At 41.8% G+C, this 22,592-nt stretch carries 21 protein-coding genes; 15 read left to right on the forward strand and 6 right to left on the reverse strand.

All coding sequences use genetic code 11. The features are described 5' to 3' along the window. Window positions 1–187: 187 nt before the first annotated feature. Window positions 188–1,474: a PAS domain-containing sensor histidine kinase gene (locus LH29_RS23955; RefSeq protein ID WP_052671016.1), complete on the reverse strand. Its 1,287-nt coding sequence runs from the start codon at window positions 1,472–1,474 to the stop codon at window positions 188–190. Between the two features lie 234 nt (window positions 1,475–1,708). Here LH29_RS23955 and LH29_RS15985 point away from each other — a divergent pair, with 234 nt between their 5' ends. The 6 genes from LH29_RS15985 to LH29_RS16010 all read left to right on the forward strand — a co-directional run bounded on the left by LH29_RS15985 (window position 1,709) and on the right by LH29_RS16010 (window position 6,222). Beyond that, on the forward strand, window positions 1,709–2,029 hold the full coding sequence (locus LH29_RS15985) for a hypothetical protein (protein ID WP_045031608.1): 321 nt from the start codon (window positions 1,709–1,711) through the stop codon (window positions 2,027–2,029). Between the two features lie 344 nt (window positions 2,030–2,373). Beyond that, on the forward strand, window positions 2,374–3,429 hold the full coding sequence (gene rfbB / locus LH29_RS15990; protein WP_045031611.1) for a dTDP-glucose 4,6-dehydratase: 1,056 nt from the start codon (window positions 2,374–2,376) through the stop codon (window positions 3,427–3,429). A gap of 197 nt (window positions 3,430–3,626) precedes the next feature. Next, complete coding sequence (locus LH29_RS23960) at window positions 3,627–4,097, forward strand: lipocalin family protein (RefSeq protein WP_198152480.1); 471 nt, start codon at window positions 3,627–3,629, stop codon at window positions 4,095–4,097. Between the two features lie 10 nt (window positions 4,098–4,107). Further along, window positions 4,108–4,794: an OmpA family protein gene (locus tag LH29_RS16000; RefSeq protein WP_045031613.1), complete on the forward strand. Its 687-nt coding sequence runs from the start codon at window positions 4,108–4,110 to the stop codon at window positions 4,792–4,794. Between the two features lie 141 nt (window positions 4,795–4,935). After that, window positions 4,936–5,529: a 30S ribosomal protein S16 gene (locus tag LH29_RS16005; RefSeq protein ID WP_316932498.1), complete on the forward strand. Its 594-nt coding sequence runs from the start codon at window positions 4,936–4,938 to the stop codon at window positions 5,527–5,529. Between the two features lie 165 nt (window positions 5,530–5,694). Then, window positions 5,695–6,222, forward strand: coding sequence for a ribosome maturation factor RimM (locus LH29_RS16010; protein WP_045031617.1), 528 nt, complete (start codon window positions 5,695–5,697; stop codon window positions 6,220–6,222). Here the strand turns inward: LH29_RS16010 and LH29_RS16015 are convergent. Further along, window positions 6,196–6,630 (reverse strand): acyl-CoA thioesterase, encoded by a 435-nt coding sequence (locus LH29_RS16015; protein WP_045031619.1) that lies wholly within the window; start codon window positions 6,628–6,630, stop codon window positions 6,196–6,198. The genes LH29_RS16010 and LH29_RS16015 overlap by 27 nt on opposite strands. Before the next feature lie 187 nt (window positions 6,631–6,817). Between LH29_RS16015 and LH29_RS23965 the strand changes: the two genes are divergently transcribed. Continuing rightward, complete coding sequence (locus LH29_RS23965; RefSeq protein WP_052671018.1) at window positions 6,818–7,522, forward strand: head GIN domain-containing protein; 705 nt, start codon at window positions 6,818–6,820, stop codon at window positions 7,520–7,522. A gap of 50 nt (window positions 7,523–7,572) precedes the next feature. Here the strand turns inward: LH29_RS23965 and LH29_RS16025 are convergent, their stop codons facing one another. The 4 genes from LH29_RS16025 to LH29_RS16040 all read right to left on the reverse strand — a co-directional run bounded on the left by LH29_RS16025 (window position 7,573) and on the right by LH29_RS16040 (window position 12,334). Further along, window positions 7,573–8,136, reverse strand: coding sequence for an L-threonylcarbamoyladenylate synthase (locus LH29_RS16025; RefSeq protein WP_045031621.1), 564 nt, complete (start codon window positions 8,134–8,136; stop codon window positions 7,573–7,575). 107 nt (window positions 8,137–8,243) lie between these two features. Further along, entirely contained in the window at window positions 8,244–9,353 is a 1,110-nt protein-coding gene (locus LH29_RS16030) for a glycosyltransferase family 4 protein (RefSeq protein ID WP_045031623.1), read from the reverse strand. 87 nt (window positions 9,354–9,440) lie between these two features. Then, window positions 9,441–10,700, reverse strand: a complete 1,260-nt coding sequence (locus LH29_RS16035; protein ID WP_045031626.1) for a diaminopimelate decarboxylase family protein — start codon at window positions 10,698–10,700, stop codon at window positions 9,441–9,443. A gap of 98 nt (window positions 10,701–10,798) precedes the next feature. Then, on the reverse strand, window positions 10,799–12,334 hold the full coding sequence (locus LH29_RS16040; protein WP_045031628.1) for an NAD(P)/FAD-dependent oxidoreductase: 1,536 nt from the start codon (window positions 12,332–12,334) through the stop codon (window positions 10,799–10,801). Between the two features lie 293 nt (window positions 12,335–12,627). Here LH29_RS16040 and LH29_RS16045 point away from each other — a divergent pair, with 293 nt between their 5' ends. The 8 genes from LH29_RS16045 (at window position 12,628) to LH29_RS16080 (ending at window position 22,590) form a co-directional block, all read left to right on the forward strand. Continuing rightward, complete coding sequence (locus LH29_RS16045) at window positions 12,628–13,353, forward strand: ABC transporter ATP-binding protein (RefSeq protein ID WP_045031630.1); 726 nt, start codon at window positions 12,628–12,630, stop codon at window positions 13,351–13,353. Window positions 13,354–13,428: 75 nt separating this feature from the next. Further along, on the forward strand, window positions 13,429–14,691 hold the full coding sequence (locus LH29_RS16050) for an ABC transporter permease (RefSeq protein WP_045031632.1): 1,263 nt from the start codon (window positions 13,429–13,431) through the stop codon (window positions 14,689–14,691). A 27-nt stretch (window positions 14,692–14,718) separates the two neighbouring features. Continuing rightward, window positions 14,719–15,990 (forward strand): ABC transporter permease, encoded by a 1,272-nt coding sequence (locus tag LH29_RS16055; protein WP_045031634.1) that lies wholly within the window; start codon window positions 14,719–14,721, stop codon window positions 15,988–15,990. A 57-nt stretch (window positions 15,991–16,047) separates the two neighbouring features. Beyond that, window positions 16,048–17,178: an efflux RND transporter periplasmic adaptor subunit gene (locus tag LH29_RS16060; RefSeq protein WP_045031636.1), complete on the forward strand. Its 1,131-nt coding sequence runs from the start codon at window positions 16,048–16,050 to the stop codon at window positions 17,176–17,178. 55 nt (window positions 17,179–17,233) lie between these two features. Then, on the forward strand, window positions 17,234–18,574 hold the full coding sequence (locus LH29_RS16065; RefSeq protein WP_052671019.1) for a TolC family protein: 1,341 nt from the start codon (window positions 17,234–17,236) through the stop codon (window positions 18,572–18,574). 161 nt (window positions 18,575–18,735) lie between these two features. Continuing rightward, window positions 18,736–20,910, forward strand: a complete 2,175-nt coding sequence (locus tag LH29_RS16070; protein WP_157493730.1) for a DUF5916 domain-containing protein — start codon at window positions 18,736–18,738, stop codon at window positions 20,908–20,910. A gap of 251 nt (window positions 20,911–21,161) precedes the next feature. Further along, window positions 21,162–22,082 carry a malate dehydrogenase gene (locus tag LH29_RS16075; protein ID WP_045031638.1) on the forward strand — a complete coding sequence of 307 codons (921 nt, stop codon included), beginning with the start codon at window positions 21,162–21,164 and terminating at the stop codon, window positions 22,080–22,082. Between the two features lie 82 nt (window positions 22,083–22,164). Beyond that, complete coding sequence (locus LH29_RS16080) at window positions 22,165–22,590, forward strand: aspartyl protease family protein (protein WP_045031640.1); 426 nt, start codon at window positions 22,165–22,167, stop codon at window positions 22,588–22,590. The last annotated feature ends 2 nt before the right edge of the window (window positions 22,591–22,592 follow it).

Consider the following 22,592-nt stretch of genomic DNA (forward strand, 5'->3'; position numbering starts at 1 on the left):
ATGCAGCGTTACCCGGCGATTTTATTTAGTGAGGCCCAAATTACAGGAGAGAAACGAGCTGTAATTTGATGGTCGAACTAATCCCGGTAGCGGAGCGTATCGGGATAAATGAGTTAATACTTCGATGCTTTCATCGTTATTAAACTACACTCAGTATTGATACCTCGTTAGCTTGCTGCGAGGCAGTTCATTTGCCGTTTGTTTGCTGCGGCTGTGGCAGTTCAATGTAAAAGGTACTTCCTTTTCCGGTAGCTGATTCAACATAAATATTACCCTTAAGTTTTTCGGTAAAATCTTTGCAAATCTTTAGTCCAAGGCCAGTCCCTTTTTCGTTCCCGGTTCCCGGCAACGATTCGGCAGTACCTTCTCTAAAAATATTCTGCAACTTGTCCGGGTTCATTCCTGTTCCTTCATCTTTAACCGAAATTACGGGTGTACCGTTTTCGTTTATTTGGCAATCAATATAAATATTTCCCTTTTCAAACGAATATTTAATGGCATTGGCCAACAGATTGCGCAAAATGGGGCCAAGGAATTTTTTATCTGTATAAATCGAAAGATCGTCAGGGACCTGGCTAATAATTCGTACACCTTTTAACTCGGCTCTGTTCGAAACCTGGAGACTAACCTCCCCGATGATCTTACTCAGTGATACCAGAACAGGATTAAATTTAATCTGGTTGGTTTCGAGCGAAGCCCAGTCGAGTATATTCTGAAGCAGTTCGTCGGCTTGTTTCGCTGATTGCTGAATATGCGAAAGAAATTGTTGATCCTGCTCTTTTTCCAATCCGGATTCGGTAAGTAATATATCAGAGAAACTCACGATATTGCTGTAAAAGCCTCTCAGATCGTGTCCGATAACCGAAAACAATTTGTTTTTTGAGGCGATAAGCTCTCTCAGTTCATTCTCTGCTTTTTTCCTCTCGGTGATGTCTCTTACATAAACGATCAAACGTTTATCTCCGTTAAGGTTAATAAATTTGGTGTTTATCTCGGTCGGGAAAATCGTCCCGTCCTTTTTTTTGTTTACGCGTTCCACATAAACCTCACCCGTTGCCATTTCTTCAGGAATTACATCGGGCAGCATTTCAGCAAATTCATCCGGGACCAGATCTCTTATCGACAGCTGTAGCATCTCTTCGCGGGTGTAACCAAACATTTTGTGTCCCATGGTATTGCAATCCAAAATTTCCCCACGCTCATTCTCCACATATATTCCATCGAGCGACAAATCAATCAGTGTTCTGAATTTAATTTCACTTTCCTGTATGCTTCTGTTTTTTTTCTGGTTCTTGTTAATCAGAAGCGCAATAAAAAATCCGGTAATTCCACCAAACACGATGGATAATGCCAGGGATGGAAAAGTAAAAGGATTAATTTTTAAGAATAAGAATTGAATGAAAGATAACAGAAAGATTATTGATATACCGCTTGTAATCCCTGTAAAAAGTACCGGCTTTGATTTGATTCTCATTAATTTCTTAATTTAAGCGATATAAATATATAATTAATTACCGTATTCCATTCGTGTCGCTATAGTTGAAACAGATACCTCAATATATCTCTGTTTTTGATTTTTGTTACGGACTCACAACAGCTGTTTAGCAACATTTGCTCACTAAATTATTTATCGAATTTATTTTATTGACTACATTTATAAGCTCAAACGTCTCATTTTTAAACGATGTAAAACCCAAAATCAATTTCAATGGCGTATTTAAAAGAAGCACAAAAGCGCGATTTTGTTAATCAAATGGCAATTATTACCCAGGAGAGTTTCGACCTTATTACAAAACACGGTTTTGATCCTACAAGCCGGATAAATACCTTAAAAGAAACATTAAAAGAGGCCCGGGATGCTGAAGGCGAACAAATCGATGCCGCTGCCCGGTTAAAAGATGCAACCAGAAAATCGCAGGAGAAGCTTTCCATAGCTTACAAGGAGGCCTCGAAAACCGTAGAGTTGCTGGCCGGGCTGCTGGGCAAAGACCATCCCCTTATTCAACAAATCAGAAAGATGCGAAAGTAACTACCCACTGTTTTAACCTGTTCTGATTATTAATCAACCTATTCTGTTTCTGTTTCAACCTAAGATGATTGTAAGTCAACCTAAGTTGATAGCGGACTATCTAAAGATGATTGTAAACCAACTATAGTAGGTTTCAAAACAACTAAAGATGAATGTGAATCAACCATGGTCGAATAAGAAACAACTAAGGTAGATATAAAACCAACCAAAGATGATTAAGAGCCAACTATAGTTGATAGAGAATCAGCCTTGGTATGTGCCGTGTCATCCTTCATCTTTTTCTTGTTGAAGTATTTTTCTATATCTGGCGAAAAGCCTACTTTTGATTTTCAAAATAATAAAAGATGAACAAGACAATATTAATTACCGGAGGTGCAGGATTTATTGGATCTCACGTGGTTCGTTTATTTGTAAATAACTACCCTGATTACAAAATTGTAAACCTCGATAAACTGACTTACGCAGGTAATCTTAATAATTTAAAAGATATTGAAGACCAACCCAATTACGAATTTGTAAAGGGCGATATTGTTGACAGTGAGTTTATTCAGCAACTGTTTGAAGAGCGTCAGTTCGACGGGGTGATTCACCTGGCAGCTGAGTCGCATGTTGATCGTTCGATTTCGAACCCGACCGAATTTGTTTTTACCAACGTTATTGGCACAGTTAATTTGCTGAACGCTGCAAAACATATCTGGAAGGATAATTTCGAAGGCAAACGTTTCTACCATATTTCAACCGATGAGGTTTATGGTTCGTTGGGCGAAGAAGGTATGTTCACTGAAAAAACCGCATACGATCCGCATAGTCCGTACTCGGCATCAAAAGCCAGTTCCGATCATTTTGTGCGTGCCTATAACGATACTTTTGGTGTGCCGGCGGTTATTTCAAACTGCTCGAATAATTATGGTTCGTTTCAGTTTCCCGAGAAATTAATTCCGCTTTTTATTCACAACATAAAAAACAACAAACCGCTGCCGGTTTATGGTAAAGGCGAAAACATTCGCGACTGGCTGTGGGTGGTTGATCATGCCCGGGCCATCGATGTAATTTACCATAAAGGCGTAACTGGAGAAACCTACAATATTGGTGGTTTTAATGAATGGACAAACATTGACCTGATTCGGGTGATGTGCCGCAAAATGGATGAAAAGCTGGGCCGCCCGGAAGGCGAATCGGAAAAGCTGATTACCTATGTGAAAGACCGCGCCGGCCACGATTTGCGTTACGCCATTGATGCCACCAAAATTAAAAACGAACTGGGCTGGGAGCCATCGTTGCAGTTTGAAGAAGGTATTGAATTGACCATCGACTGGTACCTCGAAAATACCGCATGGCTCGAGAATGTAACTTCGGGCGACTACCAGAAATACTACGAGCAACAGTACGAAATAAGATAATTTGAAGAGGCTGGTGATACTATCACTACAAGTGATAGTATCACTAATTTTTTATGAAAAATCAGAAAAGGAGATACAACATTATGTCTCCTTTTTTGTTTTTGTATTTAAAGTATTTGAATGCAAAATTGATTGTCGTAACTTGTACAAACACAAAAATTTCGTTCTCAAAACATACAAAATTTAAAAGAATAAACATGAAACAAACATTTCTCTTGCTGGCGCTTGTGGCTTTATTGGCGGCGTGCAGCACTTCAAAACAAGTCAGGAGTTCGCAGAAAGGTTTAAAAGGCAACTGGACATTGTCTTCGATTACAACCGATCAGGGAAACAAAGTGGAAATTAAAGAGTTGTTTAACCAGGCATCGCCCGATTGTTTCGAGGGCAGCCATTGGAGCTTCGTTAGCAATAACAATTCCGGAACATACTCTTTTATGGATGTGGCTTGTGTGAATTCCACCCATTCAATTAAATGGTTTATGGAAGAAGATGGCCAGGACATTTACTTCTTATGGAAATTTATTCCCGATGGGGTGAAGCCAAAAGATGTAACTGCCGGTTATAAGCTAAAATTAATTTCCGAATCGGAGACCGAATTTGTTTTGGCACAGGATGCTGCATTCGAGGGCGACATCATTTCAATTTATTATCAATTCGTAAAAAATTAAGATCACAGTTATGAAGAATATTACAGTATTAGTTCTCGGTTTTTTTATTGCCGGAATGTTTTTAAATAGTTGTAGCTCATTGCAAAATGCCAACAGTTCGCAAAAAGGTGCAGGAATCGGAGTGGCTGCAGGAGCTGCCTTGGGCGCGTTAATTGGCGGAAAAGATAACCGTGCGGCAGGCGCTCTGGTAGGGGCTGCTGTTGGTGGTGGTGCCGGTGCAATTATTGGTAAACAAATGGATAAACAGGCCGAAGAAATTGAAACAACAATGCCCGGTGCCGAGGTGGTGCGCAGCGAAGAAGGAATTCAGTTAATTCTGGACGAAAATGCCGATGTGCGTTTTGAATTTGATAGTTCAAAGCTTACAAGTGCCTCGCAAAACAACCTGGGTAAACTGGTTGAGATATTCAATAAATACCCGGATACCGATATACTGGTCATCGGACATACCGACAGTGATGGTGCCGAATCGTACAATCAAACCTTATCGGAAAAGCGTGCAGCATCGGTTGTTGGTTTTTTAAAATCGGAGGGAATTGAGGCTTCGCGTTTAAGTTCGGTAGGAATGGGCGAATCGCAGCCACGGGCAACCAACGATACCAAAGAAGGAAAAGCTCAAAACCGCAGGGTAGAGTTTACCATTACAGCTAACGAAGACATGGTAGATGCTGCCAAAGCACAGGCTGGCGAGAATTAATTTTGGTGTCGTTTTCTGAGTTCAGATGTTAAGAAATGAAACGACTTTGAAAATTGTATTGCAAAAGTTTCAGGAACAGAAATTTATACTATCTTTGCGCCACATTTTTCAAAATTAAAAAATAGAATTATGCCAGTAAAAATGAGATTAGCGCGACACGGTCGCAAACGCTACGCATACTACCACATTGTAGTAGCTGATAGCAGGGCGCCACGAGATGGCAGGTACATTGAAAGAATTGGCACGTACAATCCTAACACTGATCCTGCTACTATCGATCTCGATTTTGACAAAGCTTACGACTGGCTTGTTAAAGGCGCACAACCAACCGACACTGTAAGAGCAATTTTGTCTTACAAAGGTGTTATGTACAAAAAACACCTGATGGGTGGAGTTAAAAAAGGAGCTTTCGATGAAGCTGAAGCTGAAAAACGTTTAGAAAGCTGGATTGCAGCAAAAGATGCTAAAATTCAGGCAAAAATCGACCGTTTGGCCGGTAATGCCGCTGCAGAAGCTGAAAAACAACTGGAAGCTGAGAAGAAAGTCAACGAAGAAAGAGCTGCCGCTATTGCTGCAAGAGAAGCAGAATTAGCTGCCGAAGCACAAGCTGCTGTTAAAGAAGCTGAAGCTGAAGCCGCTGCTGAAGAAGCAGAAGAAGAGGCAACTGCTGAAGTTGAAGAAACTCCTGAAGCTGAAGCTGAGACTTCAGAAGAAGAAAAAGGTGCGGAATCTTAAGAAAGACAACTCATCTTATTATAGAAAACCATCCGTCGGCTGACGGATGGTTTTTTTGTGTTAATATCTATTGTTTAGCCCCTCTGGCTAAAAATTATGTTGCAAATTTTTGGAACTTTCTACTTATAACTACCGTTTCAAGTGAAAATGCTTTACTTTTGAAGTATGGAAACGATACCAAAAACCGATTGCCAAAAAGTTGGATTCTTCAGAAAGACGCATGGCGTGCATGGCGAAGTAGTCCTGGAGTTTGACGAACAGTTTGAATATTCAGTGGAAGATAGCGACCGCTTTTTTGTAGAACTGGATGGTTTGCTGGTACCTTTTTTTGTGGAGAAAGACGGTTTTCGTTTCCGGTCGTCCAAAACGGCAATTGTAAAGTTTGATTGGGTTGACGACGAAAAATACGCCAAACGACTGATCGGGGCGAGCGCTTACCTGTTTCATTCGGAGATTATCGATGAGCAGGATGAAAACGAATCGACTTTTGAAGGCCTCATGCTAATCGATAGCAAACTGGGCGAAATTGGTGTAATCGATCAGGTGGATGACTACTCCGGAAATATTGTTTTTACGGTTTCGTACCGGGGCGAGGAGTTGTTAATCCCGTTTCACGAAGAGATGCTCGTTTCGTACAGCGAAAGTGAAAGTACACTAACCTTAAAATTACCCGACGGACTGATTGACGCTTAAGTCGGGCTCAAAATCCACAAATTTATCTCTCCAATCCTTTGGGATTGTTTCCGAAACTCTGGCTTTCATATCAAAACAAACCATTACCGATTTACATATTGCCACCGGCTCAGGGCCATTGTTTTTGTATACCGCCTGTGTCATCTCCAGGCTCTTTTCGCCAAGCGAAGATACCGATGTTTCAACATGGATTTCATCCTCGAGATAGGTCGGTTGCATGTAATCCACTTTTACCGAAGCAATAACCAATCCTTTGTGTGTCCAGCTAATAAGGTCGCCTAAAACTGTTCCGAAATATTTTAGACGGGCCAGATCAAAAAACTCCTGGTATTTGGCATTGTAAACATGGCCCATCAGGTCGATGTCGTTAAACCGAATCTGCACCGGTACGCTGTGTTTCTGTTTCATAAATTGCTTCTTTATACGTTTAAAAGTGCAATTATTTTTGTGGCGTGTGCAACTTTATTCCGAATGTCGCGTCATTAAAACGTAATAATAATATTGGCCGGAAAGATCACTGGCTCTGGCCGAATTTGAATGCCAGGTCTAGTGCGGATATTGAAAATTAAGAATTAGAAATTTAAATAGTAAAAACATGAAAACCAGAATTTTAGTATTTAGCCTTTTTGTAATGGGCTTGTTTATGGCCTCAACCGTTAAGGCACAAGAAGAAACACGCGATGTTTCAAGTTTCTCGGAGATAAGTTTGCGAATTCCGGGAACGGTACATCTAAAACAAGGCAGTCCGCAAAGTGTGCGCATAGAAGCTAAACAGTCGACACTTGAAGACATTATTACCGAAGTAAGCGGGAGTAAACTGATCATTCGTTTTCCGGGTAAAAGTATTTTTCAGCGCAATTACAAACCCGGCAAAATAGATATCTACATCACTGTGCCGGATGTTAACGGACTGGGTGTTTCGGGTTCGGGAGATATTTTAGCTAACGAAATTCAAGCACGTATTATCGATCTGGCTGTTAGTGGCAGTGGAAATATTGAAATTGAAGACCTGACATCGGACAAAGTAAAAGGAGCTATTTCGGGCTCGGGTAATATTACGATTGACAGCGATGGTGTTGCCGACGAATTATCCGTTTCCATTTCAGGGTCAGGTAATTTTAAAGCTGATGGATTTGAAGCCAAAGATGTAACCGTTAGCACATCCGGATCGGGCAATAGTAACGTGAAATCGAATGGCACGTTAAAAGCAAGAGTCGCCGGATCGGGAAGTGTATATTATAAAGGAAATCCCAGAGTTGATGCATCTGTTGCCGGATCAGGACGCGTAAAAAGTATGTAATCCGGACGGAATTAAAATATTTAAGGCCATCTGTTTTTCAGATGGCCTTTTTATTTTCTGAGAATTTCGATTTGTCCGCCCGGCCCCAGTTTTATTACGCTCGATGCTTTCGATGGCATACGATCATCCTGCCGGTATTCCACAATATAATCAACCGCTTGTTTTATTTCCTCCGAAATATCATCAAAAAATACCGACGATTTTTCGCCACTTTTATTGGCTGAAGTTGATACGATAGGCCGGCGAAAACGTTGCAACAGCTGACGCGTAAACTCTTCTTTGGTAAACCGAATACCGATACTGCCGTCTTCGGCAATTAAATTGGCAGCCAGGTTTTTTGCTCCCGGATAAATTACAGTGAGTGGGGTTGTGCTTACGTCAACCAAATCCCAGGCTACCTCCGGAACTTCATCGATATAACGATCGAGCAAAGCCGGATTCTCCATTAAAACCAGCATGCTTTTCGAGTCTTCGCGTTTTTTTATATCGTAAATGCGTTGTACAGCTTCAGCATTGGTGGCATCGCAGCCAATGCCCCAAATGGTATCGGTTGGGTAAAGAATGATACCCCCGCTCTTCAAAACTTCAACCGCTTTTTTTAAATCGTTGTGCATAGTCCTCTTGTTGTATAGCTTTTACCCCCTGTCGCTTCTTCGGCGCTCCTGTCCTCCGTCAGCTGACGGAGACATTCGGAACGAAGTGACGATAGGGGGATTTGTTTTTATCCTATTAATTCGGCGTACAAAGAAATCAATTTTTCAACATATTTTTTGGGTTGAAATTCATTGGCTCTCACGCGTCCTTTCATTATTAGTTCCTTACGAAAATTGGTGTCGGTAAGTATCTTTTCAATGTTGTTGCCCAACTCGTCAATGTTTTGTGGCGAACAAAGCACAGCAGCATCGCCGGCGGTTTCAGGTAAACACGAAGCTTTTGATGTGATTACAGGGCAGCCGCAAGCCATTGATTCGATTACCGGCAATCCGAAACCTTCGAATACCGAAATATAAATGGATAATTGTGCCAGTTGATAGAGGCCTGCCAGATCTGCTTCAGGAATATTTTTCAGAAAAATTACCCGGTTATGAAGTTGCTTTTCGGCAATGTATTTATGAATGTCGTTACAATACGATGTTGGATTTCCGACCAAAACCAGCGGAAGTTTGATGTTCTTTTCAACCAGTGCTTTAATTATCGAAAGCTGATTCTTCCGCTCTTCCACCGTACCAACGGCCAAAATAAAATCGTTGGGCAGCTTATATTTTTCCTTGATCTTTCCGGTGTTGGCATTCTCAAAAAACAGGGGCGAAATGGCCTGATGGAGAATCTCTATTTTTTCCGGGTCAACATCTATAAAATCGATAATGTCGTCTTTGGTTTGCTGGCTAATGGCTAAAATTTTGGTAGCGGCATTGCAGGCATATTTTGTTTTGCGGAAATAAATAGCCCGGTCGAGTGTTTTGTAAAATTCGGGATAACGAATAAAGATCAGATCGTGAATAGTTACCAGCGTAGGGATGGAGGTTTTATGAATTCCCTTGGGAAGTTCGTTGCTCAATCCGTGAAACAGATCAAGGTTGTGATCCTTAATTTCATCACTCAATTGTATCGAGCGCCAAATCGCTTTTTTAAATCCTGAATGTGCATTTTCAGGTGCTACCACCTCAAACTTATCCTGCTGCTCAAGCATTGCTGCTTTAACTTCAGGCGAGAACAAAGCATAATGGTGATCTGGAAAATATTTCTGAAGGGCATTCAGGGTATTCCGGCTGTAGTTGCCCAGGCCGGAGGTATTCAGAAATGCTCTTTTTGCGTCGTATCCTATCTTCATTGTTTGTTGTTTAGTGTGCTTTTAAAAATACAAAAAAGGCCGGGTTTTGTCGCCCGGCCTCATTAATTTATTGTGAAGTATGAATTTTTAAAAGTCTTTCACTCCATCGAAGTCGAGCGTTGCAAAATAATCCTCGATTGTTTCTGCTCGACGGATTTCAACCACATCGCCATTCTCACGAAGTAGCAATTCGGCAGATTTTAGTTTTCCGTTGTAGTTAAACCCCATCGAATGGCCGTGTGCTCCAGTGTCGTGAATAACCACTATATCATCCTGCTCAATTTCGGGCAACATGCGGTCGATGGCAAATTTATCGTTGTTTTCGCACAACGATCCGGTTACGTCGTATTTTACATTTGCCTCGTCATTTTCTTTTCCCATAACCGTAATGTGATGGTAAGCACCGTAAAGTGCAGGGCGCATCAGGTTGGTCATACAGGCATCCAAACCGGCATAGGTTTTATAGGTCTTTTTAATGTGACGAACTTTGGTTACCAAATAACCGTAAGGGCCGGTAATGGCACGACCCGATTCAAAGAATATTTTCAGCGGAGCAAGTCCGGCTTTAACAATAATGTCATCATAGCATTTTTTCACCCCGGCGCTAACAAATTCCATGTCAACAGGTTTTTCACCCGGTTTGTAAGGAATTCCAATTCCGCCACCCATGTTGGCAAATTCAATTTTTACGCCTGTTTTTTCGTAAACTTCAACCACTAAGTTAAACAGCAACTCGGCAGTTTCTACAAAATAAGACGACTCCAGTTCGTTTGAAGCCACCATGGTGTGAATACCAAAATGTTTTACACCCTTTTCTTTCAGGATCTTATAGCCTTCAATCATTTGGTCGCGGGTAAAACCGTATTTGGCTTCTTCAGGATGTCCGATAATTACATTACCTTCTTTCAAACTTCCCGGATTGTAACGCATACAAATCGTATCCGGCAATCCTACATGCTTATCAACAAAGTCGATGTGCGAAATATCATCGAGATTGATAATGGCGCCCAAATCTTTAGCCAGCTGAAATTCGTATGCCGGCGTATCGTTCGAAGTCAGCATAATTTCATCGCCGCTCATTCCAATACGTTTGGCCAGTTCCAGCTCAGCAACAGAACTACAGTCAATTCCAAAACCTTCCTCTCTCAGAATCTTCATCAGGTATGGATTTGGCGCGGCTTTAATTGCATAATATTCCTTAAAACCTTCGTTCCACGAAAATGCCTTTTTGAAATTACGTGCATTTTCAATCATTGCTTTCTCATCGTAAATATGAAACGGAGTAGGGTGGTTTTCAATAATGCTTTCAAGCTGTTCTTTGCTAAAAGGTAGATTTTTTTCTGCCATGTTTTTCGTATTATTTAAGGACAACAAAATTAACTAATTTTTCGATCTTGTAGAATCAATCTAAATAAAGGACGTTCTAATTAACCGGAAGTTTACAATTATGCTTGTTCGATGAAATGCATGGCCGCTTTAATGCCATCGGCGGCACTCGAAATAATTCCGCCGGCATAGCCGCTGCCTTCACCAACGATGTAAATATTCTCGAATCCTTCGCATAGACCACTTTGGTCGCGAATTACCTGAACGGGTGATGAAGTTTTACTTTCGAAACCTAAAAGGTTGCCATTTTCGAAACCACGCATTTTACGAATAAAATCCTGCAAACCGACCTGCATCGATTCTACAATCGGCCTGGGCAGCAAGTCCCATAGCGGAGCTGGTTTTAAACCCAGCGGGTAACTGGTTTCAAACTGCGAGCCTTTTCCTTTCTGTTTCAGGAAGTCGTTGATAGAACATGCAGGCGCAGCATAACCGTTTGCATATTGATAAAAACTCTCTTCCAGTTTTTGCAGGTTGTCCAGCGCTTCAATGGGTGAAACTGTTTTTCCTGCCAGCTCATCAGGATGAATGGCGGCTACGCAGGCAGCATTGGCAAAATTGCCGTTGCGTCTGTAATAGCTCATGCCGTTTACGATGTTGGTATTTTCGTAAGCCGCTGCCGGAACAACCATGCCGCCCGGGCACATACAAAACGAAAAAACCGAATGTTTGCCGTCGGCTTGTGAAGTGAGGCGGTATTCGGCGGCTTTAACTCCCGGAAGTTGCGGTTTTCCCCACTGTGCCCTGTTGATGATTTCCTGTGTGTGTTCCATCCGGCTGCCAATGGCAAAGTTTTTAGTGCGGAAAGGAATGCCTCTTCTGATCAACATTTTATAGGTTTCGAAAGCAGAATGACCGGGAGCAATAAAAAGCGCATCAGCCGGAAAATTACCTTTGGATGTAATAACCTCTTTTACGTTCGAATTGGTAATTACCACATCTTCCAGCATTGTTTCAAAGAGAAATCTGCCTCCAAGACTCTCAAAAGATTCACGCAGATTCTGCACTATTTTTCTGAGGTTGTCGGTTCCCAAATGCGGGTGTGTCATGTAGAGAATCTCTTCCGGTGCACCGGCTTCCACGTAACTCGACAGGATAAACTGCTTTTCTTTAGATATGCGTTTAGAGCGCGAAGTGAGTTTACCATCCGAGAAAGTTCCGGCTCCACCTTCACCAAAAGCGTAATTGTTTTGTGCGTTGAAAGTTCCGGTTCGTTCAAAGTTGGAAATGGCTTTGCCACGTGTTGTAACATCTGAGCCGCGTTCGATCAGCGTAACATCAAAACCGGCTTTCTGTAATACAAAAGCATTAAAGAAACCGGCTGGGCCGCTACCAACAACCACGATTTTTTTATTGCTTTTCCTGTAAGGTATTTCCAGCTTTTCTTTTTCAACCTGCTCGTCCCCTTTAATTTCAGGCGATGATACAACAGCTTTTACCAACCAGTGAATGTTCGATTTATTCCGGGCATCCAAACTTTTTGTCTCCAGCTCGTACGAAAAGTTCTTAATCCGAAGTGTTTTGGCAATTTGGCCTTGCAGCAATTCGGGGCTGTAGTTGGTGGGTAATTTAAATGAAACTGATTTTGTTCCCATGTACTGAAATATTAGAAGCCAAAAATACGGAAAGATCGCAGGTTTCTGAACACCATATCAAAAAAACAAAAAATCATTGTAACGTATCAAAAAGTTGTGCGTCACATAACTGAAAAAACAAGCAAGCTTTAAAGCTATAAAAACAAAAAACGTTCAAAAATATTTTTTTACATGCCCAAATAGGTCGTTCGTCGAAAAAAGACCTCGGGTAAGCCTTTTTTTCATCAACTTTAGTTCGAAAACAAAAATCAACGGCTTTTAATAGTCGGATAAACAGAAAACAAGTTCAAGCCATGATTAGTCTAAACAATGTTCACAAGTCGTACGTAACGGGTAGTAACTCGTTGCATGTATTAAAAGGAATCGACCTCGAAATCAAATCCGGAGAGTTCGTCTCCATAATGGGGTCATCGGGTTCCGGGAAATCAACCTTACTTAACATCCTTGGAATTTTGGATAACTACGATGAAGGATCGTATTATCTGAACGGATCGTTGGTAAAAGATATGTCGGAAAAGAAAGCCGCCAAACTCCGCAACGAGTTAGTAGGTTTTGTATTCCAGTCGTTTAACCTGATTTCTTTTAAAAACGCTCTTGAAAATGTGGCGCTTCCGCTGTATTATCAGGGAGTGAATCGGAAAAAGCGAAACAAAATTGCAGAAGAATACCTCGATAAAGTTGGTTTGCTGGATTGGGCGACGCACTTACCCAGCGAAATGTCGGGCGGACAAAAACAACGTGTAGCGATTGCACGTTCACTTATCTCTCAGCCAAAAATTATTTTTGCCGATGAGCCAACCGGTGCACTCGATACCAGCACATCGTACGAGGTAATGGATATTCTGAAAGAAATTAACGATGACGGAATTACAGTTATTCTGGTAACACACGAGCACGATATTGCTTCGATGACCCAGAAAATTGTCCGATTGAAAGATGGCCGGATCGATGAGATCATTAAAAACGGCGATTTGAAAAACTTTCAGCATCGTTACGCCAAAGAACTGGAAACAGCCTAGAGAAGTCTGCAGTCGCAGTTTTCAGTCTCAGTGGGCAGTTTGCTCTTATACTTATCACTTTAAACTTAAGCTATCATGTTCGATATTGATAAATGGCAGGAGATCTTTGCCACCATCAAAAAAAATAAAATGCGCACTTTCCTTACCGGATTTAGCGTTGCCTGGGGGATTTTTATGTTGATGATCCTTCTGGGGGCCGGTAATGGATTAAGCAACGGTGTGTCGGAAAACTTTATGCGCGATGCCGTTAACGCCATGTGGTTGTGGAGTGGCCGTACCAGCATACCTTACAAAGGCATGCAGGAAAACAGGGAAATCCGTTTTACCAATGCCGATTACGATATCCTGAAAGATTTGGAAGGAATTGAGCACACCTCGGGCCGTTATTATATTGGCGGAAACTTATTCTCTTACGGAAGCGAATACGGCGAGTATTCAGCTATAACTTGTCATCCTGATTTAAAAGATGTTGAGTCGATTGAAATTGTAGAAGGTCGTTTTGTGAACCAGGTTGATATCGATCAGACCCGAAAATCGGTGGTGTTGGGGAAAGATATTTACGATGCACTTTTTGATGGTAAAGAGGCCGTTGGTGAATATGTTCGTGTAAATAACATTCCGTTTAAAGTGGTTGGAATTTGTAAAGAAGGAGGAGGTACACGTCACCGAAATGCATACATACCGGTTACTACGGGGCAAAAAGTATTTAACGGATCAAACCGCCTGCATAATTTTGCCTTAACCATTAACGCCGAAACAATAGAAGAAAGCCAGGCCATTGAAAACCGTGTTCGGGAGAGACTGGCGCGCAAACATAAATTCGACGCTACGGATGAATCGGCCATGGGATCGTACAGTAAACTGGAAGATGTAATTCAAACCATGAAGATCTTCCAGGCGATCGATATTTTCATTTGGATTATTGGAATAGGAACCCTGATTGCCGGTGTGGTTGGCGTAAGCAACATCATGCTGATTGTGGTAAAAGAACGCACAAAAGAAATTGGCATCCGAAAAGCCATTGGTGCCAGTCCTGCTTCGGTAATTGGATTAATCCTTTTGGAAGCCGTAATGATCACAACAATTGCAGGATACATCGGACTGGTGTTGGGAACCGGATTGATGGAAGGTTTGAATTTTATCGTAGAGAAACAATTTGAAGCTTCAGCGGCAACTAACGGCGGAAATGGAGAAACCTTGTTCCGCAACCCGACCGTTGACCTGGGAATTGCCCTATCGGCAACATTATTACTGGTAATTGCCGGAGCTATTGCGGGTTATATTCCTGCAAAACGAGCTGCAAAAATCAAACCTATTGAAGCCTTGCGCGACGAATAACAGAAACGAAAACAAAAGCAGAAAACAATGTTCGACTTAGACCTTTGGAAAGAAATATTAAGCGCTTTAAAGAAAAACCGGATGCGCAGTTTTATGACCGCTTTCGGTGTGTTCTGGGGAATATTTATGCTGATAATTATGTCGGGAGCCGGTCGTGCCCTTGAAAATGGGGTGATGGACGGAATTAAAGCTTTCGCATCTAACTCGGCATTCTTCTGGACCGAGCGCACCAGCGTGCCTTATAAAGGATTTCAACGGGGACGACGCTGGAACTACAAAAATACAGATATTGAATACATAAAAGCCAACATCAGCGATATTGAATACTTGTCGCCACGATTGTTCGGACCAAGCAGCGGAGGCGGAGATAATGTAATTCGCGGTAAAAAAACAGGCGCCTTTAACATTTATGGTGATTATCCCGAGTTTTTCAAAATCGATCCGTGGACACCGCTGCAGGGCCGACTGATCAATACCATCGATATTCAACATTCGCGAAAAGTGGTAAACATTGGTGAACGTGTGGTGGAAGTCATGTTCGACAAGGACGAAGATCCAATTGGACAATACCTGAAAATTAACGGCGTTTACTTCCAGGTGGTTGGTGTGGTAAAAGGCGAAACCCGCGTAAATATTGGTAGTGGCCGGAAAAATGAAACCATAATAATGCCGTTCACAACCATGCAAAAGACCTATAACATGGGCGACGATGTGCACTTTTTTTCGGTAACCTCGCAACCCGGAGTGCCAGTGAGTAAAGTGGAAAGCCGTTTAAAAGAATTGATGAAAGAACGCCACAGTGTTGCACTCGACGATCAACAGGCTGTTGGGTCGTTTAACATAGAGGTGGAGTGGAAAAAATATATGGGACTTTTCACCGGAATTCAGATCCTAACCTGGATCGTGGGAATCGGAACTTTGCTGGCCGGTGTAATTGGCGTAAGCAATATTATGCTGGTAATTATTAAAGAACGCACGCAGGAAATTGGTATTCAGCGCGCCATTGGTGCCACTCCGGGGAAAGTGATTCTTCACATTGTTGCCGAAAGTGTTTTCCTCACCGTACTTGCCGGATACCTTGGTTTGGCGCTGGGTGTCGGCCTGCTTGAGCTGCTGAATATGGCGTTGGAAATGAATGCCGGTAGCGGAGATGATATTTTCTTCCGCCGCCCTGAGATCAGTTTCCAAATGGCAGTTGGAGCGCTTTCAGTACTGGTGGTTTCCGGAATTTTTGCCGGATTAATTCCGGCGCGGCGGGCGGTAAGTATTAAACCGATTGATGCTTTGCGCGACGAGTAAAAAAGGATTAATGATTAAGGATAAATTGAAACAAAAAACAATAAAAGCAAATTAGCCATGAAGAAAGTATTTAAAATTTTAGGAGTTGTAGTATTGGTTGCAATATTTGGAGGAACGCTTTTCTTCCTGTACAACAAATCGAAAAAGAAAACAGATTTTTTTGAAAACAAGAACCCGTTTTATAGCGAGGTAGTAATGAAAACGGTGGCTACCGGTTCGGTGGTTCCACGTTTTGAAATTGAGATCGTTCCGCAGGTTTCAGGAATTATTGATGAATTGTTTGTTGAAGCCGGCGATAAAATTACCAAAGGGCAGGTGGTTGCCCGTATCAAAATTATTCCTGATATGGTGACACTGAATTCGGCCGAAACTCGTGTAAACCGTGCAAAAATTGGTTTTGAAGATGCACAGATCGATTACGACCGTCAGCAGAAATTATTTGATAAAGAAGTGATCTCCTACGAAGAGTTTAAAGCTGCAAAAGTGGCCTACGATTCAGCAAAAGAAGAATTAACCGCTGCCGAAAATAATCTGGAATTAATTAAAAACGGTGTAACAAAAAAGGCTGAAACGGCTACTAATACGCTTGTGCGCTCAACCATCGACGGTATGGTTCTGGATGTTCCGGTTGAAGAAGGTAACTCGGTAATTCAGGCAAATACCTTTAACGCAGGAACTACCATTGCGTCGGTTGCCGATATGAGCGATATGATATTTGAAGGAAATGTTGACGAAACAGAAGTAGGTAAAATTCGCGAAGGAATGCCAATTGAACTGGAAATTGGTGCTATCGACAAAGAAAAATTTGCTGCCGTTCTGGAATATATTTCGCCAAAAGGTGTGGAAGAAAACGGTGCCATTCAGTTTGAGATTAAAGCAAATGTGAAACTGAAGGAAGGCCAGTTTATACGTGCCGGATACAGTGCAAACGCCAATATCGTTCTGGAGCGCAAAGACAATGTGATGGTTATTCCCGAAGGTTTGCTTCAATTTGAGAACGACTCGTCGTTTGTTGAGGTGAACATAGGTACGGCCGAAGAACCAAACTACGAAAAACGTTGGGTACACACAGGCCTTTCTGACGGGATAAATATTGAAATTACCGAAGGATTGAATGTAGAGGATAAAGTTAAAGGTGAAAAGATTGATCCGAAGAAAGTTCAGGAAGCACAAGCCAATAATGGCTAACAGTAGGTAATTCACATTGCTTTATGTAAATTAGTGGCAAAACAAAAAACAATACATGATGAAGAATCTTTTAACCTTATTTTTAGGAATATTACTGTCGGGCGGAGCCTTGAATCTGCAGGCGCAAAACGAATGGGATTTACAGACCTGTTTCGATTACGCCATTCAAAACAACCTTCAGGTAAAACGGCAGGAGATAAATACACGTTACAACGAAACGCTGGTTAAGCAGGCAAAAGATGATAAGCTGCCTAACCTGAATGGCCAGGTGAGCAACGATTTTAGTTTTGGCCGTTCGTTAACCTACGACAATACTTACGACAATATTAACTCGGCTAGTGTAGCCGGAGGGTTAAATACCAGCATGACACTGTTTAACGGAATGACGCTTAGCAACACCGTTAAAATGCGTGAGCTCGATTTGCAGGCAACATTGGCCGATCTGCAAAAAACAAAAGACGATATTATGCTGGCTATTGCAGCCGAATACCTCGAAATTCTTTTTGCGCAGGAGGTACAACTGGTTGCCGAGGCTACCATCGAGGTAACCAAACAGCAGATTAATCGCACCCGTCAGCTTGTTGATGCAGGAAGTGAAGCACGTGGAGCTTTGCTTGAAATTGAAGCGCAGCTGGCTCGCGAAGAGCTGGATTTGGTAAATGCACAAAACCGTGTTCAGTTGGCTTACCTGAATTTGTACCAGTTTTTGGAATTACCCATGGCCGAAAGTTTTAAGATTAAAGAGCCCGTATTGCCCGAAGTTCAGGCCAACCTTACCATGATAAACGCTTACGATGTGTTTAGCAACGCAATTAATGTACGCCCCGAAATAAAAGCGGCACAGTTGCGTGTTGAAAGTGCCATGAAACAGTTGGAAATTGCCAAGGGATATCGTTATCCGAGTTTGAGTTTTGGCGCCAACTATTACAACCAGTATAACAACCAGTACAAAGACTTTGAAGGAAACCGCATTGATTTAGGCGAACAGCTGAAAAACAACAGCCGCTCGAGTTTGGGATTAACTTTGAGTATCCCGATTTTCAATCGTTTCCAGGTGAAGAACAATATTTCGAACTCAGAATTGCAAATTGCGGATTACGAGTACCAGTTACAACAAAACCGCAATGTTTTGCGCAGAGACATTGAGCAGGTGTACACCAATGCGCTGGCTGCATTTAATCGTTACATTTCTACCGATAAAGCGGTGGCTTCAATGAAAGAAGCTTTCCGTTACACCGAAGAAAAGTTTAACGTGGGAATGATCAATTCGGTAGAATACAATCAGAGTAAAACAAATCTGACCAATGCTCAGTCGGATCTGATACAAGCAAAATACGAATACATTTTCCGCACGAAAATACTTGATTTCTACAACGGTGTAGCAATCACCTTGTAGCAGATCTTGCTTGAACATTGTTTTTTGTGCCTCCGGCTGAAAAGTCGGAGGCTTTTTATTTGTAAAACTTATCTAACCTGACAATTTGCACATTGTAATTCCGACAATTTGATATCTTTGTCGCCAACGTATTATACCTAAATCAATTAAAGCTGTTTCTTATGAAGTTGCCTTTGGTCTTATTTCTCTGTGTATTTTTGGCATATACTGCTGTTGCCAACAATTATAACTCAAAATCGGATACAACGATAAATACCTTCAATAAAGCCTATGTTTATCGCGTAAAGAAATTGCAGGACGTAATAAATATTGATGGTGTAATTGACGAAAACGACTGGAAACAAGCGCAAAAAGCAGATAAGTTTTACCGGGTGCTACCTGTTGATACCGGTTTTGCCACGCAGCCTTCAACAATGATGATGGCTTACGACGACAAAGCTTTGTACGTAGCACAAATATTTTACGACACCATTCCCGGCGATCGTGTGATGGAATCGTTCCGCCGCGATTTTAGCTTTGGAAATAACGATAACCTGCTTATATTTTTCGATACATTTTTGGATCAGACAAACGGTTTTTCATTTGGGGTTTCGGCCTCGGGAGCCAAGTGGGACGGTACCATGAGTAACGGACACAGTATTTCGTTGGATTGGGACTGCAAATGGGAAATGAAAACCAAACATTACGACAACCGTTGGGTGAGCGAAATGCGTATTCCGTTTAAATCGGTTCGGTATCCGAAAGGAAGTAAGGAATGGAACGTAAACTTTAGCCGATTGGATTTGAAATCGAACGAAAAGTCGGCATGGGCGCCTGTGCCAAGGCAGTTTCCAACGGCTTCGCTGGCTTACTCCGGGCGTATGCAGTTTGAGGAGCCGCTACCAAAATCAAAAATGCAATTTTCAGTAATTCCGTATTTATTGGGTGGCGCAGCAAAAGATTTTGAGGCCGGCACAAGTACCGATTACCGTACCGATGTTGGTTTTGATGCCAAAGTTGGTATTTCATCGTCGATGACACTCGACCTGACGTATAACCCCGATTTTGCACAGGTTGAAGTTGATCAGCAGGTTACCAATATCGACCGTTTTGAATTGTTCTTCCCCGAAAAACGGCAGTTCTTTCTCGAGAACAGCGACCTTTTTTCAAGTTATGGTTATTCGCATACTTTAACTCCGTTTTTTTCGCGCAGAATTGGTTTGGATGCCCCGGTACTTGCCGGTGCCCGACTGAGTGGGAAAATTGGCAACGACTGGCGGGTAGGCTTTATGAATATGACTACCGAGGAAACCGGTGAAAACCTGGCGCGGAATTTTACTGTGGCTTCTGTTCAGAAGAAAATGTTTACGCGGTCGAGCCTTGGATTTATTGCCGTTAACAAAGAATATTTTGATGTGCCATCGGACACCAGCATGTATAACCGGGTGATTGGTTTTGATTATAACCTGGCCAGCAAAGACAATGTTTGGGACGGAAAGTTCTTTTACCACCGTTCGTTTCAACCCGATAATCCCGACAAACAATATGCACAGGGAGCCATGTTAATGTATAAAACCCAGCACCTGAACCTGGGCCTTTTCGAAACTTCGGTAGGCGAAAACTATCGTGCCGAGGCCGGATATGTGCGCCGTACAGGATATAATTTTATTGGTGCTTCAGCCGGTTATACTTTTGTGCCCAATAAAAAAGTGGTAAATCATGGACCGAGTATAAAACTTGATAACTATTTTAATCCTGATAAGGATTTGATAGAACATCAATACCAGTTCGAATATGAGTTAACCTTTGCAAACCGTGCAGAATTGGGGTTTGAATATACCGACCATTTTGTACAGCTACGAAACGATTTTAATCCTACACAGGATCCTGAACATTATTTGCCCGAAGGATCGGAATATGATTTTGGACTCTTCTCTGTTTCCTATCAATCTACCCGCAAGTCGTTGTTTACCTGGCAGGCCGAAGCCTCAAAAGGTAGTTTCTATAGTGGCGATATTCAGTACATCCAGGGAGAGATCGGTTACCGCTTTCAACCCTATGTAAACCTGACCATGAATTTTAACTACACCGATATGGATTTGGGCGATCCGTTTAGCCGCGAAAAATTCTGGCTGGTGGGCCCGAAAATGGATATCACTTTTACCGATAAAATTTTCTGGTCGACTTTTGTGCAGTACAACGAACAAATCGACAATCTGAATATCAACTCGCGCTTTCAGTGGCGTTACCAGCCCGTTTCGGATATTTACCTGGTTTATACAGACAATTATTTTACCGGAAACTGGAACTCACGAAACAGGGCGGTGGTTTTAAAAATGACTTACTGGTTTAATTAAGCGATTTTGAGCGTTGCCATAATTAGCCGAACCATTCCGCTTCGAATTCGTAAAAATCAAACATAAGTGACAAAAATCACTTTGGATTTGAGCCATAAATCTTATGTTTTACCAATTTGTTAAACCGATTTTGGGGACTCTGAATTATTTCCGTCATAGCGAAAAAAAATTAACTTTGCGTGCCTTAAAACAATTTGACAGACAATTGTTTAAGAAAACACGATTTTATAATAATAAAACTCACTAGTAAAATGAAAGTAACAGTAGTTGGAGCAGGTGCAGTAGGTGCAAGTTGTGCCGAGTATATCGCAATTAAAGATTTTGCAGAAGAAATAGTATTGATTGACATCAAAGAAGGTTTTGCTGAAGGAAAAGCAATGGATTTGATGCAAACTGCTTCGTTAAACGGTTTTGACTCAACCATCGTTGGTGCCACTAACGATTACACTAAAACAGCTGGTAGCGATGTTGCAGTAATTACCAGTGGTATTCCACGTAAACCGGGAATGACTCGTGAAGAGTTGATCGGTATTAATGCCGGAATTGTAAAAGACGTTGCTGAAAAATTGATCGCTGAGTCGCCAAACGTAATCATTATTGTGGTTAGTAACCCAATGGATACAATGGCTTACCTGGCACACAAAGCTACAGGTCTTCCTAAAAACCGTATTATCGGTATGGGTGGAGCTTTAGATAGCGCACGTTTTAAATACAGATTGGCTGAAGCATTGGAATGCGCACAGTCTGACATTTCTGCAATGGTAATCGGTGGACACAGCGATACCGGTATGGTTCCGTTAATCGACAAAGCTGTTCGTAACAGTGTTCCTGTTACTGAATTTTTAAGTGAAGAAAAACAAGCTGAAGTAGTTGAAGCTACTAAAGTTGGTGGTGCTACTTTAACAAAATTGCTGGGAACCAGCGCATGGTATGCTCCTGGTGCAGCAGTATCAGAATTGGTTCGCGCCATTGCATTGGATTCTCAAAAAATGTTCCCATGTTCAGCTCTTCTTGAAGGCGAGTATGGTTTAAGCGACATTTCAATCGGTGTTCCTTGTATCATCGGTAAAAACGGTATCGAGAAAATCGTTGAAATCGAATTGACCGATGCTGAAAAAGAAAAATTGGCTGCAAGTGCAGAGGGTGTTTCTGCAGTAAACGCTTTACTATAATTCGGAAAAAGAATTACAGCATACAGAGGCTCGCACTTATTGCGGGCCTTTTTTTGTGCTAATTTGTTTTAAATTTGAAGCCATGCGAACGAAAATACCTATCGACATTATAGAGCTGGAATCCTCGAACTATCATTTAATTCTTCCCACGCAATTCGAAGGAAGCGAAACCGCTTATTGGGTGATTGATACCGGGGCCTCAAAATCGGTATTTGATAAAAACCAGGCTGAATTTATTTGGTCGGAAGAGGAAGGTACCGAAGAGCTTCATGCAGCTAATATGAGCGAGGAACCTTTAAAAACATCGCTGGGTATTATAAAACCATTGTTTTTTGGAAAGCTAAAAGTCGGCAATATGAAAGTTGCCTTGATGGACATGGATCACATTAACGAGCTGTACCAAAAAGTAAGCGACTATAAAATCTGCGGTTTGCTGGGAAGCGATTTCCTGCTGAAATACAATGCCGTTATTGATTATAAACGACGGGTACTAAAGTTGTCAGAGTAAAT

Source organism: Draconibacterium sediminis (genome assembly GCF_000949475.1).
In the GTDB taxonomy this organism is placed as follows: domain Bacteria; phylum Bacteroidota; class Bacteroidia; order Bacteroidales; family Prolixibacteraceae; genus Draconibacterium; species Draconibacterium sediminis.

What these genes read in the sequence shown, in the direction of transcription:
- LH29_RS23955 (WP_052671016.1), bottom strand. Translation starts at nt 1,474, where the DNA reads ATGAGAATCAAATCAAAGCCGGTACTTTTTACAGGGATTACAAGCGGT.
- LH29_RS15985 (WP_045031608.1), top strand. Translation starts at nt 1,709, where the DNA reads ATGGCGTATTTAAAAGAAGCACAAAAGCGCGATTTTGTTAATCAAATG.
- rfbB (WP_045031611.1), top strand. Translation starts at nt 2,374, where the DNA reads ATGAACAAGACAATATTAATTACCGGAGGTGCAGGATTTATTGGATCT.
- LH29_RS23960 (WP_198152480.1), top strand. Translation starts at nt 3,627, where the DNA reads ATGAAACAAACATTTCTCTTGCTGGCGCTTGTGGCTTTATTGGCGGCG.
- LH29_RS16000 (WP_045031613.1), top strand. Translation starts at nt 4,108, where the DNA reads ATGAAGAATATTACAGTATTAGTTCTCGGTTTTTTTATTGCCGGAATG.
- LH29_RS16005 (WP_316932498.1), top strand. Translation starts at nt 4,936, where the DNA reads ATGAGATTAGCGCGACACGGTCGCAAACGCTACGCATACTACCACATT.
- LH29_RS16010 (WP_045031617.1), top strand. Translation starts at nt 5,695, where the DNA reads ATGGAAACGATACCAAAAACCGATTGCCAAAAAGTTGGATTCTTCAGA.
- LH29_RS16015 (WP_045031619.1), bottom strand. Translation starts at nt 6,630, where the DNA reads ATGAAACAGAAACACAGCGTACCGGTGCAGATTCGGTTTAACGACATC.
- LH29_RS23965 (WP_052671018.1), top strand. Translation starts at nt 6,818, where the DNA reads ATGAAAACCAGAATTTTAGTATTTAGCCTTTTTGTAATGGGCTTGTTT.
- LH29_RS16025 (WP_045031621.1), bottom strand. Translation starts at nt 8,136, where the DNA reads ATGCACAACGATTTAAAAAAAGCGGTTGAAGTTTTGAAGAGCGGGGGT.
- LH29_RS16030 (WP_045031623.1), bottom strand. Translation starts at nt 9,353, where the DNA reads ATGAAGATAGGATACGACGCAAAAAGAGCATTTCTGAATACCTCCGGC.
- LH29_RS16035 (WP_045031626.1), bottom strand. Translation starts at nt 10,700, where the DNA reads ATGGCAGAAAAAAATCTACCTTTTAGCAAAGAACAGCTTGAAAGCATT.
- LH29_RS16040 (WP_045031628.1), bottom strand. Translation starts at nt 12,334, where the DNA reads ATGGGAACAAAATCAGTTTCATTTAAATTACCCACCAACTACAGCCCC.
- LH29_RS16045 (WP_045031630.1), top strand. Translation starts at nt 12,628, where the DNA reads ATGATTAGTCTAAACAATGTTCACAAGTCGTACGTAACGGGTAGTAAC.
- LH29_RS16050 (WP_045031632.1), top strand. Translation starts at nt 13,429, where the DNA reads ATGTTCGATATTGATAAATGGCAGGAGATCTTTGCCACCATCAAAAAA.
- LH29_RS16055 (WP_045031634.1), top strand. Translation starts at nt 14,719, where the DNA reads ATGTTCGACTTAGACCTTTGGAAAGAAATATTAAGCGCTTTAAAGAAA.
- LH29_RS16060 (WP_045031636.1), top strand. Translation starts at nt 16,048, where the DNA reads ATGAAGAAAGTATTTAAAATTTTAGGAGTTGTAGTATTGGTTGCAATA.
- LH29_RS16065 (WP_052671019.1), top strand. Translation starts at nt 17,234, where the DNA reads ATGATGAAGAATCTTTTAACCTTATTTTTAGGAATATTACTGTCGGGC.
- LH29_RS16070 (WP_157493730.1), top strand. Translation starts at nt 18,736, where the DNA reads ATGAAGTTGCCTTTGGTCTTATTTCTCTGTGTATTTTTGGCATATACT.
- LH29_RS16075 (WP_045031638.1), top strand. Translation starts at nt 21,162, where the DNA reads ATGAAAGTAACAGTAGTTGGAGCAGGTGCAGTAGGTGCAAGTTGTGCC.
- LH29_RS16080 (WP_045031640.1), top strand. Translation starts at nt 22,165, where the DNA reads ATGCGAACGAAAATACCTATCGACATTATAGAGCTGGAATCCTCGAAC.